Origin of the sequence: Pseudomonas sp. MUP55 (assembly GCF_034043515.1) — a bacterium.
Lineage (GTDB): Bacteria > Pseudomonadota > Gammaproteobacteria > Pseudomonadales > Pseudomonadaceae > Aquipseudomonas.
This window is the reverse complement of sequence record NZ_CP138214.1, coordinates 3815061-3831215: the sequence shown is the minus strand read 5'-3', so window position 1 is coordinate 3831215 and position 16155 is coordinate 3815061. Positions and strand designations below refer to the sequence as shown.

At 59.7% G+C, this 16155-nt stretch carries 21 protein-coding genes; 12 read left to right on the top strand and 9 right to left on the bottom strand.

Annotated elements, in window-relative coordinates; all coding sequences use genetic code 11:
• Nucleotides 1–5: 5 nt before the first annotated feature.
• Nucleotides 6–635, top strand: coding sequence for a pyroglutamyl-peptidase I (gene pcp / locus SC318_RS17185; RefSeq protein ID WP_320427764.1), 630 nt, complete (start codon nt 6–8; stop codon nt 633–635).
• Between the two features lie 62 nt (nt 636–697).
• On the top strand, nt 698–1144 hold the full coding sequence (locus SC318_RS17180) for an anti-virulence regulator CigR family protein (protein ID WP_320427763.1): 447 nt from the start codon (nt 698–700) through the stop codon (nt 1142–1144).
• Between the two features lie 12 nt (nt 1145–1156).
• Here SC318_RS17180 and SC318_RS17175 read toward each other — a convergent pair whose 3' ends face one another.
• Genes SC318_RS17175 through SC318_RS17165 form a run of 3 tightly spaced genes read right to left on the bottom strand, consistent with a single transcriptional unit; the run spans nt 1157 to nt 3519 of the window.
• Nucleotides 1157–2557 carry a heavy metal sensor histidine kinase gene (locus SC318_RS17175; RefSeq protein ID WP_320427762.1) on the bottom strand — a complete coding sequence of 467 codons (1401 nt, stop codon included), beginning with the start codon at nt 2555–2557 and terminating at the stop codon, nt 1157–1159.
• Entirely contained in the window at nt 2554–3225 is a 672-nt protein-coding gene (locus SC318_RS17170) for a heavy metal response regulator transcription factor (RefSeq protein ID WP_320427761.1), read from the bottom strand. The genes SC318_RS17175 and SC318_RS17170 overlap by 4 nt, the downstream gene beginning before the upstream one ends.
• A gap of 42 nt (nt 3226–3267) precedes the next feature.
• Nucleotides 3268–3519, bottom strand: coding sequence for a DUF2790 domain-containing protein (locus SC318_RS17165; protein ID WP_320427760.1), 252 nt, complete (start codon nt 3517–3519; stop codon nt 3268–3270).
• Nucleotides 3520–3720: 201 nt separating this feature from the next.
• Between SC318_RS17165 and SC318_RS17160 the strand changes: the two genes are divergently transcribed.
• Entirely contained in the window at nt 3721–4392 is a 672-nt protein-coding gene (locus SC318_RS17160; RefSeq protein ID WP_320427759.1) for an HAD family hydrolase, read from the top strand.
• 5 nt (nt 4393–4397) lie between these two features.
• Here the strand turns inward: SC318_RS17160 and SC318_RS17155 are convergent, their stop codons facing one another.
• Both SC318_RS17155 and csrA read right to left on the bottom strand, forming a co-directional pair.
• The gene (locus SC318_RS17155) at nt 4398–4661 is read right to left on the bottom strand and encodes a hypothetical protein (protein ID WP_320427758.1); all 264 of its coding nucleotides are present in this window, start codon (nt 4659–4661) and stop codon (nt 4398–4400) included.
• 205 nt (nt 4662–4866) lie between these two features.
• Nucleotides 4867–5061 carry a carbon storage regulator CsrA gene (csrA, locus tag SC318_RS17150; RefSeq protein WP_003192511.1) on the bottom strand — a complete coding sequence of 65 codons (195 nt, stop codon included), beginning with the start codon at nt 5059–5061 and terminating at the stop codon, nt 4867–4869.
• Between the two features lie 260 nt (nt 5062–5321).
• Between csrA and SC318_RS17145 the strand changes: the two genes are divergently transcribed.
• On the top strand, nt 5322–5687 hold the full coding sequence (locus SC318_RS17145) for an SPOR domain-containing protein (protein WP_320431253.1): 366 nt from the start codon (nt 5322–5324) through the stop codon (nt 5685–5687).
• Between the two features lie 31 nt (nt 5688–5718).
• On the opposite strand, the gene SC318_RS17140 is transcribed toward SC318_RS17145, so the two are convergent.
• The 3 genes from SC318_RS17140 to SC318_RS17130 all read right to left on the bottom strand — a co-directional run bounded on the left by SC318_RS17140 (nt 5719) and on the right by SC318_RS17130 (nt 7920).
• Nucleotides 5719–6408, bottom strand: a complete 690-nt coding sequence (locus SC318_RS17140) for an endonuclease (protein ID WP_057721559.1) — start codon at nt 6406–6408, stop codon at nt 5719–5721.
• Nucleotides 6409–6412: 4 nt separating this feature from the next.
• Nucleotides 6413–6664: a DUF1654 domain-containing protein gene (locus tag SC318_RS17135; RefSeq protein WP_306493776.1), complete on the bottom strand. Its 252-nt coding sequence runs from the start codon at nt 6662–6664 to the stop codon at nt 6413–6415.
• Between the two features lie 167 nt (nt 6665–6831).
• A complete protein-coding gene (locus SC318_RS17130; protein ID WP_320427757.1) occupies nt 6832–7920 on the bottom strand; it encodes an asparaginase in 1089 nt (362 codons plus the stop codon).
• A gap of 451 nt (nt 7921–8371) precedes the next feature.
• Here SC318_RS17130 and SC318_RS17125 point away from each other — a divergent pair, with 451 nt between their 5' ends.
• Genes SC318_RS17125 through SC318_RS17095 form a run of 7 tightly spaced genes read left to right on the top strand, consistent with a single transcriptional unit; the run spans nt 8372 to nt 15339 of the window.
• Entirely contained in the window at nt 8372–9331 is a 960-nt protein-coding gene (locus tag SC318_RS17125) for a sugar ABC transporter substrate-binding protein (protein ID WP_306493774.1), read from the top strand.
• Between the two features lie 57 nt (nt 9332–9388).
• Complete coding sequence (locus SC318_RS17120) at nt 9389–10942, top strand: sugar ABC transporter ATP-binding protein (protein ID WP_320427756.1); 1554 nt, start codon at nt 9389–9391, stop codon at nt 10940–10942.
• The gene (locus SC318_RS17115; RefSeq protein ID WP_124387360.1) at nt 10939–11916 is read left to right on the top strand and encodes an ABC transporter permease; all 978 of its coding nucleotides are present in this window, start codon (nt 10939–10941) and stop codon (nt 11914–11916) included. Before SC318_RS17120 ends, SC318_RS17115 begins: the two co-directional genes overlap by 4 nt.
• Before the next feature lie 3 nt (nt 11917–11919).
• Nucleotides 11920–12942: a LacI family DNA-binding transcriptional regulator gene (locus SC318_RS17110; RefSeq protein ID WP_320427755.1), complete on the top strand. Its 1023-nt coding sequence runs from the start codon at nt 11920–11922 to the stop codon at nt 12940–12942.
• A 23-nt stretch (nt 12943–12965) separates the two neighbouring features.
• A complete protein-coding gene (rbsK, locus tag SC318_RS17105; RefSeq protein WP_320427754.1) occupies nt 12966–13883 on the top strand; it encodes a ribokinase in 918 nt (305 codons plus the stop codon).
• Complete coding sequence (gene rbsD, locus SC318_RS17100) at nt 13880–14284, top strand: D-ribose pyranase (protein WP_320427753.1); 405 nt, start codon at nt 13880–13882, stop codon at nt 14282–14284. Before rbsK ends, rbsD begins: the two co-directional genes overlap by 4 nt.
• A 26-nt stretch (nt 14285–14310) precedes the next feature.
• The gene (locus SC318_RS17095; RefSeq protein ID WP_320427752.1) at nt 14311–15339 is read left to right on the top strand and encodes a nucleoside hydrolase; all 1029 of its coding nucleotides are present in this window, start codon (nt 14311–14313) and stop codon (nt 15337–15339) included.
• Between the two features lie 33 nt (nt 15340–15372).
• Here SC318_RS17095 and SC318_RS17090 read toward each other — a convergent pair whose 3' ends face one another.
• Nucleotides 15373–15579: a hypothetical protein gene (locus SC318_RS17090; RefSeq protein ID WP_320427751.1), complete on the bottom strand. Its 207-nt coding sequence runs from the start codon at nt 15577–15579 to the stop codon at nt 15373–15375.
• A gap of 153 nt (nt 15580–15732) precedes the next feature.
• Here SC318_RS17090 and SC318_RS17085 point away from each other — a divergent pair, with 153 nt between their 5' ends.
• The gene (locus tag SC318_RS17085; RefSeq protein ID WP_320427750.1) at nt 15733–16038 is read left to right on the top strand and encodes a hypothetical protein; all 306 of its coding nucleotides are present in this window, start codon (nt 15733–15735) and stop codon (nt 16036–16038) included.
• The last annotated feature ends 117 nt before the right edge of the window (nt 16039–16155 follow it).

Genomic DNA, 16155 nt, shown 5'->3' with positions numbered 1-16155 from the left:
TCAGGATGAAAACTCTATTGCTGACGGGCTTCGAGCCTTTCGATCACGACGTCGTCAACCCATCCTGGGAGGCGGTGCGCCAGCTGGACGGGTTGCAGTTGACTGAGGATGTGCGGATTGTCGCGCGCCGATTGCCCTGCGCCTTTGCCACGGCTCCCGAGACGTTGATAGCGTTTATCGAGGAGTCAAATCCGGCAATGGTTATCGCAACAGGCCTGGGCCCTGGGCGCAGCGATATTTCCATCGAGCGCGTCGCGATCAACGTCAATGACGCGCGCATTCCGGACAACCTGGGCGCCCAGCCGATTGACACGGCGGTGGTGGAAGGCGGCCCGGCTGCTTACTTCTCGTCATTGCCGATCAAGAGCATGGTCAGGGCGGTGCGTGAAGCGGGTATTGCCGCCTCGGTTTCCCAGACGGCGGGTACGTTCGTGTGCAACCAGGTGTTTTATCGATTGCAGCATGCGCTGGCGGGTTCTGAGGTGCGCAGTGGGTTTATCCATGTGCCGGGATTGCCTGAGTCCGGTCAGCCGTCGATGGCGCTGCCTACGTTGGTGGAAGGCCTGCGCCTTGCGGTCGCGGCAGCCTGGCAAACCCAGGTGGATATCGTGGAAGCGGGTGGCAGGGTGAGCTGATTCAATACGCGGCGGTGCAACTTCGGCTAGAGTTCAACAGGTATCCCTCTGGAAACCCCATCATGATCAAGTGCCCGAAGTTTGTGTCTGTCGTGTTGTCGCTCGCCTTGTTTGCAGGCAGCGGTGTTGCCTTGGCCGATCCTGGCAATGGCAAAGGCCAGGGGAACAACAAAGGTAATAATCAGGCGGGGCAGGGCCACGACAAGCCTAAAGGCAAAGGCTCGGCAGGCAGTCATGGCCCCAGCGTCGATCGAGGCAGTGTGCTGAGTCTGGTGGGCGGAAACCGCGATTACTGGAGCCCGGGGCCTGCCTTGCCTCCGGGCATTCAGAAGAATCTGGCTCGCGGCAAGCCGCTCCCGCCCGGTATCGCCAAGAAACTTGATGGCCGCCTGGCGGGCCGCCTGCCTCATTACGATGGTTACGAGTGGCAGCAAGCGGGCACCGACCTGATTCTGGTAGCCATCGCCACCGGTATTATCTACGAAGTGCTCAACGGGGCTTTTGATTGACGGGGCACTGCCTCACGCTTGCTGCGCGGGGAAAAACAACTCGAAACGCGTGACGCCGTCTTCACTGCTGACGCTGTATCTACCGTTATGCAGCTGCATGATGGTCGCCACGATCGACAATCCCAGTCCATTGGATTGGGAAGAGCGTTCGCGAGATTCATCTACCCGGTAAAACCGTTCGAACAGCCGCGGCAGATGCTCGGCAGGAATGGTTTTACCGTGATTGCTGACCCTCAGGTTGACGCCCTCATCATCTGCAATGGCCTGGATACTCAGCTGCGAGCCCGGCGAACCATACTTGATGGCGTTGGCGCAGAGGTTCGCCAGGGCGCGACGCAGCAGCATCGGTTCCGCCCAGATCACGCCTTCGCCTTCGGCAACAATGTGCATGCCGACGTCACCGGCGAGCCCTTCAAAATAATCCGCGACGCGTTCCACTTCCTCGGCGGCGTCCAGCGCCTGACGTTGGCGCAGCGCGCTGGCGGGGTCGGTGCGCGCCAGGAACAGCATGTTGTCGAGCATCCGCGCCAGGCGTTCAAGCTCTTCGACATTGGAGGCCAGCAGCTGCTGGTAGCCTTCGATACTGCGTTGCTGTTGCAGGGCTACCTGGGTTTCACCAAGCAGGTTATTGATTGGTGTGCGCAGTTCGTGGGCCATGTCGGTGGAGACCTGGCCCAGTTGCACAAAGCCCTTGGACAAGCGTTCCAGCATGGTGTTGAACGACTCGATCATCGGCAGCAATTCCCTGGGTGCGCCCTGGCTGTCGAGGCGTTCGGCCAGGTTGCCGACGCCGATCCCTTGAGCGTGCCGGGCGAGCCGGCGCAAAGGCAGCAAGCCGCGATGCACCAGCAGGTAACCGGCCAATGCCAGGAGGATCGCCGCGATGCTCGCCAGGATGTAAACGCTCAATCGATAGTTGGCGAGCACGGCGGTGCGCTCGGTCATCAGGCGGCCGCTGGTGACTTGCAGGCTGCCCAGGTCGCCGGAGTCGATGGTCGCGGCCACGGTTGAGAAGGGAATGCCATTGAGCCCCGGCAGATGCTGCACATCGCTCAATGCCAGTACGTGGCCCTTGGGCACCGGTTTGATCGAAGGCAGTTCGATATTCGCGGGGTTCACCAGCAGTAACGGTTGTTGACCGGGGGCGGCGATGCTCAATACGGATTCGCGGTTGCCCAGCATGTTCTGGAACAATTCGGGCTTTGTCTTGATCAGGCCCAGGGTATTGCTGTCGTTGAGCAGGTTGCGCAGTTGGTCCACGCGGGAGATCAAGGCGGTGTCGTCGCGGCGGATCAGCTCGCGCTCCAGCTCACGGTAAAGTGCTACGCCCAGGGTGGCCAGCAAGGCGAAGGCGAGCAGGGCGAAGATCAGTGCCAGGCGCAGGGTCAGCGAATAGTGGCGAGCGCGGCTCATGGCTGGGTATCGAAGCGGTAGCCGATGCCACGCACGCTGTGGATCAACTTGAGTTGGAACGGGTCGTCGATTTTCAGGCGCAGGCGCCGCACGGCCACGTCGACCACATTGGTGTCACTGTCAAAGTTCATGTCCCACACCCGCGAGGCAATCAGCGAGCGTGACAGCACCTGGTCCTGGTGGGTGGCGAACAGGTGCAGCAGGGCGAACTCTTTGTTGGTCAGGGTAATGCGCGTGCCGGCGCGGGTGACGCGGCGCTTGAGCACGTCGATTTGCAGGTCGGCGATGTGCAGGTGCTCTTCTTCTCGTGTCGGGCCGCGTCGGGTCAGGGTGCGCAGGCGCGCGACCAGCTCGGCAAAGGAGAAGGGCTTGATCAGGTAATCGTCGGCGCCCAGTTCCAGGCCCTTGATACGGTCGGCGATATCGTCGCGGGCCGTGAGGAACAGCACGGGCGTGTCGGCTTCCTTGCGCAAGCGGCGCAGCACTTCCCAGCCATCCATTTTCGGCATCATGACGTCGAGCACAATCACGTCGAACGGCGTTTCCAGGGCCTGGTGCAAACCGTCCGCGCCGTCGCGGGCCAGGCTCACGCTGTAGCCCAGCTCTTGCAGGCCATTGAGCAGGTAATTACCGGCCTTGGGTTCGTCTTCGACTACGAGGATGTTCATGGGAAATGCCCTGATTCAATGGGTTGCGCAAGTGTAGCCTGATCAATTGTCACTGGCGCAACCCGTGCCCAGCACCCGGTAGTCCAGCACATGCTCACGGTCCTGATGGTCCAAATAGCGCAGTTGCGCCGGGACGATACCGCATTGGCCGTAGGTGTCGGTACTGGACAGCACCTTGGCGACATCCAGGTGAACGAAGAAGCCGGTCTGATCGTGGATCACTGGAGCGGTGTCAGCGGCGAATACCGAGCCAGTGGCGAGCAAGGCGGCGAAGGCGAGGGCAAACCGTTTCATGGCGATATCTCTGTGTAGGTTGGCTGCCGGGCTTGGCAGTGAGTTCACAGTAACCAGGCGACCCGAACAGCCAACCAACAGGATGATGACAAGTTCGTCATTCAAGATTTGAGGCTGGCACTTCGCGGCGTTTACAAGTGCCGAGGTGAACCGTAGATTGCAGGGATCCACGATCGCTTGAACACAGGGGGAAACCACGCAGTGCCCAGCCCAAATCCAGCCGTATTTACTCAGCGTTACCGTGCCTTTCTGTTCGACATGGACGGGACCCTGCTCAACTCCATCGCCGCTGCCGAGCGGGTATGGAGCCGTTGGGCCGAACGTCATGGTTTGGATGTGGAGGCCTTTCTGACCACCATTCACGGCGCCCGCGCGATTGATACGATCACGCGCCAGGGGCTGCCGGGTGTAGATGCAGAAAAGGAAGCGGCATGGATTACCGAAGCGGAATTGAACGACGTCGAGGGTGTCGTGGCGATTTGCGGTGCGGTTGAGTTCCTGAACAGCTTGCCCGCCGAACAGTGGGCTCTGGTTACGTCTGCGCCCAAAGCACTGGCGTTGCGTCGAATGGAAGCGGCAGGTATTTGCGCCCCGCCGGTCATGGTGACGGCCGAAGATGTCGCCAGCGGCAAGCCGGATCCGGCGTGTTATGTGCTTGGCGCCCAGCGCTTGGGCGTGCCGGTGCAGGATTGCCTGGTGTTCGAGGACGCGCCCGTAGGTATTCGCGCAGCAGAAGCGGCAGGAGCGGATGTCATGGTGGTGACCTCGACGCACCTCTCACCGATGGAGACTGAGCATGCGTGTATCGATGGGTATGAGCGGCTTGAAGTCGTGCAGGAAGCTGACGGCCAGCTGATTGTGCGAGAGCGGTAGGAAACTCAGCGTGCCGTTTTCTGATCAGCGCGATGCGACTCGCGCTGGCACAGCTTGCGCAAGATAACCTTCTGAATCGGCTTGAGGCAGAACGCAAACAAGTAGGCACACAGCACAAGCGTCAGGTCCAGCCAGGAATGGTCGGCGGGGTCGATCACGCCCTCGACCTCCCATCGCAGTCCATACCCGAGCGCCAGGAAGATCAGCCCTATGAGCAAGGCGATCGTCCAGGATAGGGAAACCATGGGCTGTGTAACGGTTGGCCTCATCGACGTGCTCCTGAATGCACTCGGACCGCAGGATGACGTGGGATTTGGCTACAAATGATGCAACAAGTTCCGGGCATCTTGGCAGTTTCATCTTGCAGCGAAGGGGCATCTACGGGGCGCACAGCTCGGGTAGGAAAAGCGAATGGGCCAATCAGGTTTTCGCCAGCCGTTACGGTGAAGCAAAAGGCTGGCTACTGGAGGTGCTTCAAGGCGTCTGGTTTTTGTCCGGCGCAGTGAGGCCGGCCTGGATGCGCTGATAGATTTCCTCGCGATGCACGGCAACATCCTTGGGGGCGTTGATGCCGATTCGTACTTGCTGGCCGCTAACGCCCAGAATGGTGATCGTAATGTCATCACCGATGTTTATGCTTTCACCAACTTTGCGGGTGAGTATAAGCATGGACTTCTCCTTGATTACTTTTAAGGACACATGTTCAGACAGGGCAGGTGTCGGATGTGCGTAGCTTACTGCGAAGCGCTTCCCTGTGACTGCCTCTTTTAGGACGCATAGAGGCGACATTAATTCCCATGGCGGCATCATACAGGTCGCGATACATCATTCGCATTGTTTAAGCCAACGTTTATGACGGCCAGAATAGACAGTGAATGGTAAAGTCGCCTCTTTATCTTCAAAGGAGCAGGGCAGTGCGTAAAGTAGCGATGGCAATTGCGGTGTTGGCATTGGCCGGATGCGGCGAAGGTAAACCTGTCGATGCGCCCAAGGCCAAGCCTGTCGTGACCCAAAGCCCGCCACAAACCGGTGCGATTGCCGCTCAGGAATGGGATGTATGGGTCGGCCCGCCGGATCACAAGCTGCAGGCGCTCACTGATTTGACCGCCTGGCTGCTGGAGCATGGTTTCAATTTCTATATCGTGAAGGTCGACGGTAAGGATGAGGTGCTGCTGGGCCCGTTTGCCAGCAAAGCCGAGGCTGAAGCCAAGCAGGCACTGCTCAACGAAAAGATGGCACGGGCCAAGAAAAACGACACCGTGTCAGAGGTCATCGAACACAAGGTCGCGCAGTAGCGGGGCGGATGGGCGCACGTTGCGCCCAGCTTCAGCCACAGGCCTTGAGATTCACCGGGCCCACAAACTCGTTGCCACGGCCCATCACGCAACCCACCGTCTGGTTGCGCTGACGCTCCCAGGCCTGCACGGGATAGGTTTTGTTCCAGGCTTCATACAGTTGGCGATCCTGTTTCGACAGACGCAGCCCGTATTGCTTGCTCATGTAAAAATAGGTGCGCGCGATCATTCCTCGAATGGACGGTCGCGGCATGACCTTCTTGGCCTTGAAGTCCACCTGGGTCAAGCATGAACCGTATTGCCCGCTTTGCACCGGCAGCCAGCCGAAGCTGAAGTTGTTCCGGTCGCCATTCACCTCGCCGATGCTCGGTACCAGGTTGTGCAGGTCTGCTTCGGCGCGCTTGAACACATCATCATGACGCGTGCAGTTTTTACGCCCGCCATTTTGCCAGCACTGACGCTGATGGCCGATCTGCCAGGCGGGCACAATGTGCTCCCATTCGATGCGTGCGGCGCGGTTGGCGTTCTTGCGCGGGATGTAGCCACAGGCTTTGAGGTCTATCCGGTTACCGGTGTATTTGCAGCCGCAATAGAACTCGGTGGATTGCGGGGCGTACAGCTTCCAGGCGATTTTTTTGGCTTCACTGAAGGTTCGCGGGGCTTGGGCGTTGGCGGTGACGGCAAAAAACAGACAGCACACAGCAAAAAAACGGACACTCATTCAATCAATCTTCCTTCGGCACAACCCAGAAAATCTGCACGCCGCCGTCGTCCCGGTAGGCGAGGGTGACGTTGTCGTTTTCCGCTATCTCTTCAAGCAAGCGCGCCCAGTCGTCCTCGGGCTCATCCGGCAAACGAAAGATCAACGCCGCCTTGGCTTTCTGGGCATTGGTCGAATTGATGATTTTTTGTACGCGAATGGCCAGGCGTTGGTAGGCATCTGGCGCTGCGGGTGCTGCGGAGGAGGGCTTTGCCACGGAGTATTCCTTAGTAAGCTGTACGCACATACAGTATTTAACTGTAAGTAATTTCGCAACTGCTTAAATTCAAAGAATTCCGTCTGACAACGAATTTGGAAAATTGCTGTGATTTTTTTATCAGGAACTGTAGGAGCGAACTCGCTCCTACAGGTAAAACCGTGGGATCAATATTCCCAGAACATCCGCTGCAGCTCTTTGCTGTCCTGGGTCTTGGTCAGGGCGACCATGGCCAGAATGCGTGCTTTCTGCGGGTTCAGGTCGAGGGCAGCGACCCAGTCGTATTTGTCGTCTGGCTGCTCGGCGTTACGCAGCACCATGCCACCGGCGTTCACGTGAGAAGAGCGAATGATCTGCACGCCTTGCTTGCGCAATTCCACCAGCGCGGGAACGACCTTGGACGACACCGAGCCATTGCCGGTGCCGGCATGGATGATAGCTTTGGCGCCGGCTTGGGCCAGGGCTTTGTAGGCCGTGTCGCTTACGTTGCCGTAGCCGTAGGCGATTTCAACGTCAGGCAGGCTCTTGATGGTCTTGATGTCGAATTCCGAATCCATGGTGTGACGCTTGGCCGGCAGTCGGAACCAGTAGGATTTGCCTTCAACGACCATGCCCAGTGGGCCCCATGGGCTCTTGAACGCCTCGGTCTTGATGTTGATCATCTTGCTTACGTCGCGACCCGACTGGATCTCGTCGTTCATGGTCACCAGCACGCCTTTGCCCCGTGCATCCTTGCTGCCGGCGACGGCAACGGCGTTGTACAGGTTGAGCATGCCGTCAGCCGACATGGCGGTGCCTGGGCGCATGGAACCGACCACTACGATGGGCTTGTCGGTTTTTTCTACTAGGTTGAGGAAGTAGGCGGTTTCCTCAAGGGTGTCGGTACCGTGGGTGATCACGATGCCATCCACATTCTTGTCGTCAGCCAGTTCGGCGACGCGGCGACCCAGTTGCAGCAGGTTCTCGTTGTTGATGCTTTCCGAAGCAATTTGCATCACTTGTTCGCCGCGTACATTGGCGATCTGGCTAAGCTCAGGAACACCGGCGATCAATTGTTCAATGCCGACCTTGGCCGCCTGATAGGTGGCACTGTTGGCCGCACTGGCGCCGGCGCCGGCGATGGTGCCGCCGGTGGCGAGAATCACCACGTTGGAGAGCTTGGTCTTGGTTTCTACTTCTTTGGCTTGGGCAGCGACGGGGAACAGCAGCAGCAGGGCGAGTGCCCCGGGAACAAAGGACTTCAATGCAGATTTCATTATTTTTCTCTCTGGTTTTTGATGAGTGCGGTAGCAGGTTCATCCAGAACACCCGGGCGACTCTGAACGCCTCGAGGTGCTGAGAAAGAGCAGGATCTGTACCAAACCCATGATTGCCGAGTAGATAAATTAACCTGTTGATTTAGAACAATTAAAATTGATATTCCGGGCTGCTCCCGCACGGCATCGTCCGGCTTTCCGAACGCGGGAAGCTCCGGTGTTCGGTTGTCCGAAAACTCTGACGGGATTTGCCTTGAGCTGGGTGCTAAGTCCACGCCGATCCTGTCATTTCAGACGGCGGCGACCTGATGGGCGTGTTCAGAATGAAAGGTGAGTGCTTGCCGTTGACAAATCTCAACAAGGTTCTCATAGTTCAGTTAACGCAAACGTTTGCGAGATGTTTCTTCGGTGCAAGCGTTGCTCACAATAATCATAAGATCGGAGTACATCCATGAAGCTGCCATTTGCAGGACGTCTTCTCGCTGTCGCTGTGCTTGCTGCCGCATCCGCTGCCCTGCCTCTCTCTTCTGCTTTCGCTGACGACGCTGCCACCAAGCCCAAGGTTGGCCTGGTGATGAAGTCCCTTGCCAACGAATTTTTCGTGACCATGCAAGAGGGCGCCAAGGATTACCAGAAGTCCCACGCCGCCGACTTCGACATGATCACCAACGGCATCAAGAACGAAACCGACACCAGCGCGCAGATTGACATCGTCAACCAGATGATTCTGGCCAAGGTCAACGCCATCGTCATTGCGCCGGCCGACTCCAAGGCGCTGGTCACCGTGCTGAAGAAAGCCTCGGACGCCGGCATCAAGGTGGTCAACATCGACAATCGCCTGGATCCGGACGTGCTGAAAAGCAAAAAGCTCGACATCCCCTTCGTAGGCCCGGACAACCGCAAAGGCTCCAAGCTGGTCGGTGACTACCTGGCCAAGCAACTGGCTGCCGGCGACAAGGTTGGCATCATCGAAGGCGTACCGACCACCACCAACGCCCAGCAGCGCACCGCTGGCTTCAAGGATGCGATGGATGCCGCCGGCATGAAGATCGTGTCCACCCAATCCGGTAACTGGGAAATCGACCAGGGCCAGAAAGTCGCATCGGCGATGCTGAGCGAGTACCCGGACCTCAAGGCACTGCTGGCCGGTAACGACAACATGGCCCTGGGCGCCGTCTCCGCCGTACGTGCGGCAGGCAAGGCCGGTAAAGTGCTGGTGGTGGGTTACGACAACATCGAAGCCATCAAGCCGATGCTGCAGGACGGCCGCGTGCTGGCAACCGCCGACCAGGCTGCTGCCCAGCAAGCCGTGTTCGGTATCCAGAACGCGCTGAAGCTGGTCAAGGGCGAGAAGGTCGATGCCACCGAAGGCGTGATCGAAACCCCGGTTGAACTCGTCCTCAAGAAGTAATTGCGGCAGTAGCCAACAGCGCCCGTTCGTCCTGAACGGGCGCCTGGAGATTTTCCTATGTCATCTTCCGCCCCGAACGCTGTCCTCTCGGTCAGCGGTATCGGCAAGACCTATGCCCAACCCGTTCTGTCCGACATCACGCTCACGCTAAACCGTGGTGAAGTGTTGGCGCTGACCGGTGAAAACGGCGCAGGCAAAAGTACCTTGTCGAAGATCATCGGCGGGTTGGTCACGCCGACCACCGGGAACATGCAATTCAATGGTCAGGCTTACCAGCCCGCCAGCCGCACCCAGGCCGAAGCGCTGGGCGTGCGCATGGTCATGCAGGAGCTCAACCTGCTGCCCACGCTGACAGTGGCTGAAAACCTGTTCCTGCATAACCTGCCCAGCCAAGGCGGCTGGATCAACCGTAAACAGCTGCGCAAAGCCGCGACCGAAGCCATGGCCCAGGTGGGCCTGGACGCCATCGACCCGGACACGCTGGTGGGCAGCCTGGGGATTGGCCATCAACAAATGGTCGAGATTGCGCGCAACCTGATCGGCGACTGCCACGTACTGATTCTCGACGAACCCACGGCGATGCTCACTGCCCGTGAAGTCGAGATGCTGTTCGAACAAATCACCCGCCTGCAGGCCCGGGGCGTGGCGATTATCTATATTTCGCACCGGCTTGAAGAGCTGGCCCGTGTGGCCCAACGCATTGCGGTATTGCGCGACGGCCAGCTGGTCTGTGTCGAGCCGATGGCCAATTACAACAGCGAGCAACTGGTCACCCTGATGGTGGGGCGCGAGTTGGGCGAGCACATCGACCTGGGCCCGCGCACCATCGGCGAGCCGGCCTTGACGGTCAAAGGCCTGACGCGCTCGGACAAGGTCCGCGATGTGTCTTTCCAGGTGCGTGCCGGCGAAATCTACGGTATCTCCGGCCTGATCGGCGCCGGTCGTACCGAATTGCTGCGCTTGATTTTCGGCGCCGACCTGGCCGACAGCGGCACCGTGGCCCTGGGGCCGCAGGCCAATGTGGTGAGCATTCGCTCCCCGGTGGATGCGGTCGGGCATGGCATCGCCCTGATCACCGAAGACCGCAAAGGCGAAGGGCTGCTGCTGACCCAGTCCATCAGCGCCAACATCGCCTTGGGCAACATGCCGGAAATCTCCGCTGGCGGGCTGGTTAACAGTCGCGATGAGACGTCCCTGGCCAAACGCCAGATCGACGCCATGCGTATCCGCAGTTCCAGCCCGGCGCAGTTGGTCTCCGAGCTGTCGGGCGGTAACCAGCAGAAGGTGGTGATTGGCCGCTGGCTGGAGCGCGATTGCTCGGTGATGCTGTTCGACGAGCCCACTCGAGGCATCGACGTGGGTGCCAAATTCGACATTTATGCCTTGCTCGGCGAGCTGACGCGCCAGGGCAAAGCGCTGGTCGTGGTCTCCAGTGATCTGCGCGAGTTGATGCTGATCTGTGACCGCATCGGCGTGTTGTCCGCCGGACGCTTGATCGAAACATTCGAGCGTGACAGCTGGACCCAGGACCAATTGCTCGCCGCCGCGTTTGCCGGCTATCAGAAACGTGATGCGCTGCTCAATGATGCAGCGCCTAGGAATACCCCATGAAAACAACCCTTTCCCCCGGTAAGACTGGCGGCAACTTCTACGGCCTGGGTACGTACCTTGGGCTGGCAGGTGCCTTGCTGGCGATGATTGCGCTGTTCTCGGTACTCAGCGACCACTTCCTGTCCTATGACACGTTCAGCACCTTGGCCAATCAGATTCCGGACCTGATGGTGTTGGCGGTGGGCATGACGTTCATCCTCATCATCGGTGGCATCGACCTGTCGGTAGGTTCGGTACTGGCGTTGGCGGCGTCGGCGGTCAGCGTGGCGATTCTGAGCTGGGGCTGGAGCGTGCTGCCGGCCGCCGTGCTCGGCATGGGCTGCGCTGCGTTGGCCGGTACCCTTACCGGCTCCATCACCGTGGCCTGGCGGATCCCTTCCTTTATCGTATCCCTCGGTGTGCTGGAGATGGCCCGCGGCGTGGCCTACCAGATGACCGGCTCGCGCACCGCGTATATCGGCGACTCGTTTGCCTGGCTGTCCAATCCGATTGCGTTCGGGATCTCGCCGTCGTTCATCATTGCGTTGCTGGTGATCATCGCCGCCCAGTTAGTGCTGACCCGCACCGTGTTTGGTCGCTACCTGATCGGTATCGGTACCAACGAAGAAGCGGTGCGCCTGGCGGGTATCAATCCCAAACCTTACAAGATCCTGGTGTTCAGCCTGATGGGCCTGCTCGCCGGTGTGGCCGCGCTGTTTCAGATCTCGCGCCTGGAAGCGGCGGATCCGAATGCCGGCTCGGGCCTTGAGCTGCAAGTGATCGCAGCTGTGGTGATCGGCGGTACCAGCCTGATGGGCGGGCGCGGCTCGGTCATCAGCACGTTCTTTGGTGTGCTGATTATTTCGGTATTGGCTGCGGGCCTGGCGCAGATTGGCGCGACCGAACCTACCAAGCGCATTATCACGGGTGCGGTCATTGTGATCGCGGTGGTTCTTGACACTTATCGCAGCCAGCGCGCCAGTCGGCGGGGCTGATCCATGGCAACGATCAAGGATGTGGCAGCGCTGGCGGGTATTTCCTACACCACGGTATCCCACGTGGTGAACAAGACCCGCCCGGTCAGCGAGCCGGTGCGCATCAAGGTCGAGGCGGCGATCAAGCAGTTGGACTATGTGCCGAGTGCGGTCGCGCGCTCACTCAAGGCCAAGACCACGGCGACGATCGGGTTGCTGGTGCCCAACAGCCTCAACCCGTACTTCGCGGAATTGGCCCGGGGCATTGAGGATTACTGCGAGCGCAATGGCTACTGCGTGATCCTCTGCAACTCCGACGACAACGCCGAAAAGCAGCGCAGCTACTTGCGCGTGCTGCTGGAGAAACGCGTCGACGGCTTGATCGTGACCTCGGTGGGCGGCGACGACAGTGGCCTCGCCGCTGGCTTGAGTGCGGTGCGCACGCCGATGGTGATTGTCGACCGGGCACTGGACGGCATCAATGTCGACCTGGTGCGCATCGATCATGAAGAGGGCGCTTACCTGGCGACCCGGCACCTGCTTGAATTGGGCCATCGCGACATCGCCTGCATCGCCGGCCCCGCCCATACGCGCGTGGCGCAAATGCGTCTGGCAGGCTATCGGCGTGCGCTGCGCGAAGCGGGCGTTGAAATCGCGCCTGAGCGTGTCCGCGAAAGTGATTTCACCAGTACCGGGGGTTATGCCGCCGCCGTGCAATTGCTGGCAGAACAACCGCCGAGTGCGATTTTTGCCTGCAACGACATGATCGGTTTTGGCGTGCTGCGTGCCGCGGCAGAGCGCAATATCCGCGTGCCAGGCGAGTTATCGGTGATTGGTTTCGATGACATTCAAATGGGCCGTTACGTCTATCCGGCGTTGACCACGGTCGGGCAGTCGATCGTGCAACTGGGCGAGACAGCGGCTGAACTATTATTGCGACGTATAGCGACACCCCAACTGCCGATCGATCAACGCATCGTGACGCCGAGTATTGTCTTGCGTGAATCGACGGCGGCGGTTGCCGGCGTGTTCGCCCAATACCGCTGAACCGAATTGATGAGTACTGAAGTATGCCCGCAAAAGTAGTGGTAATAGGCAGCCTGAACATGGACCTGGTCACCCGTGCCAGTCGTTTGCCGCGTGCCGGTGAAACGCTGATCGGCCAGACCTTCTCCACCGTTCCCGGTGGCAAGGGCGCCAATCAGGCGGTCGCTCTGGCGCGCCTGGGTGCGGATGTCGCGATGGTCGGTTGCGTCGGCACCGATGCCTACGGCGACCAATTGCGCGATGCACTCGTGGACGAAGGTATCGATTGCCGGGCCGTCAGCACGGTGGAAGGCTCAAGTGGTGTGGCGTTGATCGTGGTGGATGACAGCAGCCAGAACGCGATTGTGATTGTGGCGGGCAGTAACGGTCAGTTGACCCCCGCGTCGTTGACGGCCTGTGATGCTGTGTTACAGGCCGCCGACGTGATCATTTGCCAGCTCGAAGTGCCGATGGAAACGGTCGGCCATGCGCTCAAGCGCGGTCGCGAGCTGGGCAAGACGGTGATCCTCAATCCAGCACCGGCCAGTGGGCCTTTGCCGGCCGAGTGGTATGCCTCGATTGACTACCTGATTCCCAACGAAAGTGAAGCCACTGCCTTGAGCGGTGTCGCGGTCGACTCGCTCGACAGCGCCAAGCTCGCCGCAACAGCATTGATCAAGGCTGGTGCCGGCAAGGTCATCATCACCCTTGGTGCCCAGGGCGCACTGTTTGCTGACGGCGACAGCTTCGCGCACCTGGTCGCGCCCAAGGTCAGGGCGGTGGACACCACGGCTGCCGGTGATACCTTCGTGGGTGGTTTTGCCGCGGCGCTGGCCGCTGGCAACAGCGAAGCGGAAGCGATCCGTTTCGGCCAGGTCGCGGCAGCGTTATCGGTGACCCGTGCCGGCGCCCAGCCTTCCATTCCTACGCTGCACGACGTACAAGGTTTTGTGCCCTCATGAAAAAGACACCTCTGCTCAACATCGCCCTGTCCCGCGTGATCGCGTCACTGGGCCACGGCGACATCCTGGTCATCGGTGATGCCGGTCTGCCGGTGCCGCCCGGTGTCGAGTTGATCGACCTGGCGCTGACCCATGGCATCCCGGATTTCATCAGCACCCTGCGCGTTGTGCTCAGCGAGATGCAGGTAGAAAGCCACGTGCTGGCTGAAGAAATCCTGCTCAAGCAACCGCCGGCGCTGATTGAACTCGATGCACTTACCGCACAAGCTGCCCTTGGCGAGCGTCGTCTGCTCAGCCATGACGCCTTCAAGCAGCTGAGTGGCAAGGCGCGTGCCGTCGTGCGCACGGGCGAATGCCAGCCTTACTGCAATATCGCGCTGGTCTCCGGCGTAACCTTCTAGAGTCCCCCTACGACAAGGAGTGTTTTATGCAACGTGGTCTTCCATCCCTGAAAAACCTGTTCCGGAGTGTTCTGCTTTTGTCCGCACTCACAGCTGCAAGCGCCCAGGCGGCGGAAAAAATCGACCTGATCATCGATACCGACCCGGGCGCCGATGATGTGGTGGCCTTGCTGTTCGCCATGGCTTCGCCCGAAGAGCTGAGCATCCGCGCGCTGACGACCGTGGCCGGCAACGTGCGCCTGGACAAAACATCACGCAATGCGCGCCTAGCGCGTGAGTGGGCAGGGCGCGAGGACATCCCGGTCTACGCCGGTGCTCCAGCGCCGTTGCTGCGCAAGCCGATCTATGCCGAAAACATTCACGGCAAGGAAGGTATTTCCGGCGTCACCGTGCACGAGCCGAAGCAAGGCCTGGCGGAAGGCAACGCCGTGGATTACCTGATCAAGACGCTGACTGCCGCCAAGCCTCACAGCATCACTATCGCCATGCTCGGCCCGCAGACCAACCTGGCCCTGGCGTTGACCCAGGCGCCAGAAATCACCCAGGGCATCAAGGAAGTGGTGGTGATGGGCGGTGCGCATTTCAATGGCGGCAATATCACGCCGGTGGCCGAGTTCAACCTGTTCGCCGACCCTGTGGCGGCTGAGATTGTGCTCAAAAGCGGCGTGAAGTTGACCTACCTGCCGCTGGACGTGACCCATAAAGTGCTGACCAGCGAGGCGCGCCTGAAGAAAATTGCAGACTTGAACAACAATGCAAGCAAGGTCGTCAGCAATATCCTCAACGAGTACGTCAAAGGCGATATGGAGCATTACGGCATTCCCGGCGGGCCAGTGCATGACGCCACGGTGGTTGCCTACCTGCTCAAGCCGTCGCTGTTCAGCGGTCGTCAGGTCAACGTGGTCGTCGATAGTCGTGAAGGTCCGACTTTCGGCCAGACCATCGTCGATTGGTACGATGGCCTGAAGCAGGACAAGAACGCATTCTGGGTCGAGAATGGCGACGCCCAAGGCTTCTTCGATCTGTTGACCGAACGCCTGGCACGCCTGAAGTAAACTCCTTGCCGGTCGGCGTTCGCCGGCCGGTTCTTATGCGTGCTCTTGTGCGCCCGGGTGGTCGGTCGGGTATTTCTCGAATACCTGGCCGACAAAGGCTTGAGCGCCCTGGGTACCGAGCTCCTTGACCAGCAGGTCGATACCGATGATCGCCAATTCTTCCGGGCTGCCGGGGCTGTAGGAGCTTTGCCCTTGGGGCCATTTGGCTTTGATATCGGCTTGGAGCGTTACGGTGGTCATGGGAATCTCGCGATTGTAGGTACTGGGCGTTGCGCTGGCGTGCGGCTGCAACGGGCGCAGTTAAGCATTTTGCACGGGATTTGGCACTGCGACTTAGGCATGAGGGCGGGGTGTGCGACACTGTCGTCCTGTTTATTGGCCAGGAAACACCGCGTGCAGATCGATTTGAACAACCCCGAGAATCTTACGCTGGTAGCCGTGCGCCAACTGCTTGCCAGCGCCAATGACGATGAACACACCCAATTGCGGGTCACCAAGGCCGGTATCGCCTACATCTCTTCTGGCGTGGTAGGGGGGGCCGAAATTGGAGGTCTTCTGTTTCGCCTGGAAACCTGGGCCAAGGGTTCCGGTTATGTGGGAAATGTGGCCGCCAACGATGAAGTCTGGGTGATGCAGATTTTCAACGCGCTCAGCCAGAATTGGCCCACCCCAACGTCGGACTACATCGATATCTACTGAGCATGTTCATATCCAGTCACGATTGACTGGACGCTTGCCCGGCCTGAGTCAGGCAGACTTGGGTATGAGGCGTTAATGTCTTGAAACCAATCAACTCAATCGCTGTCGCACGATCTC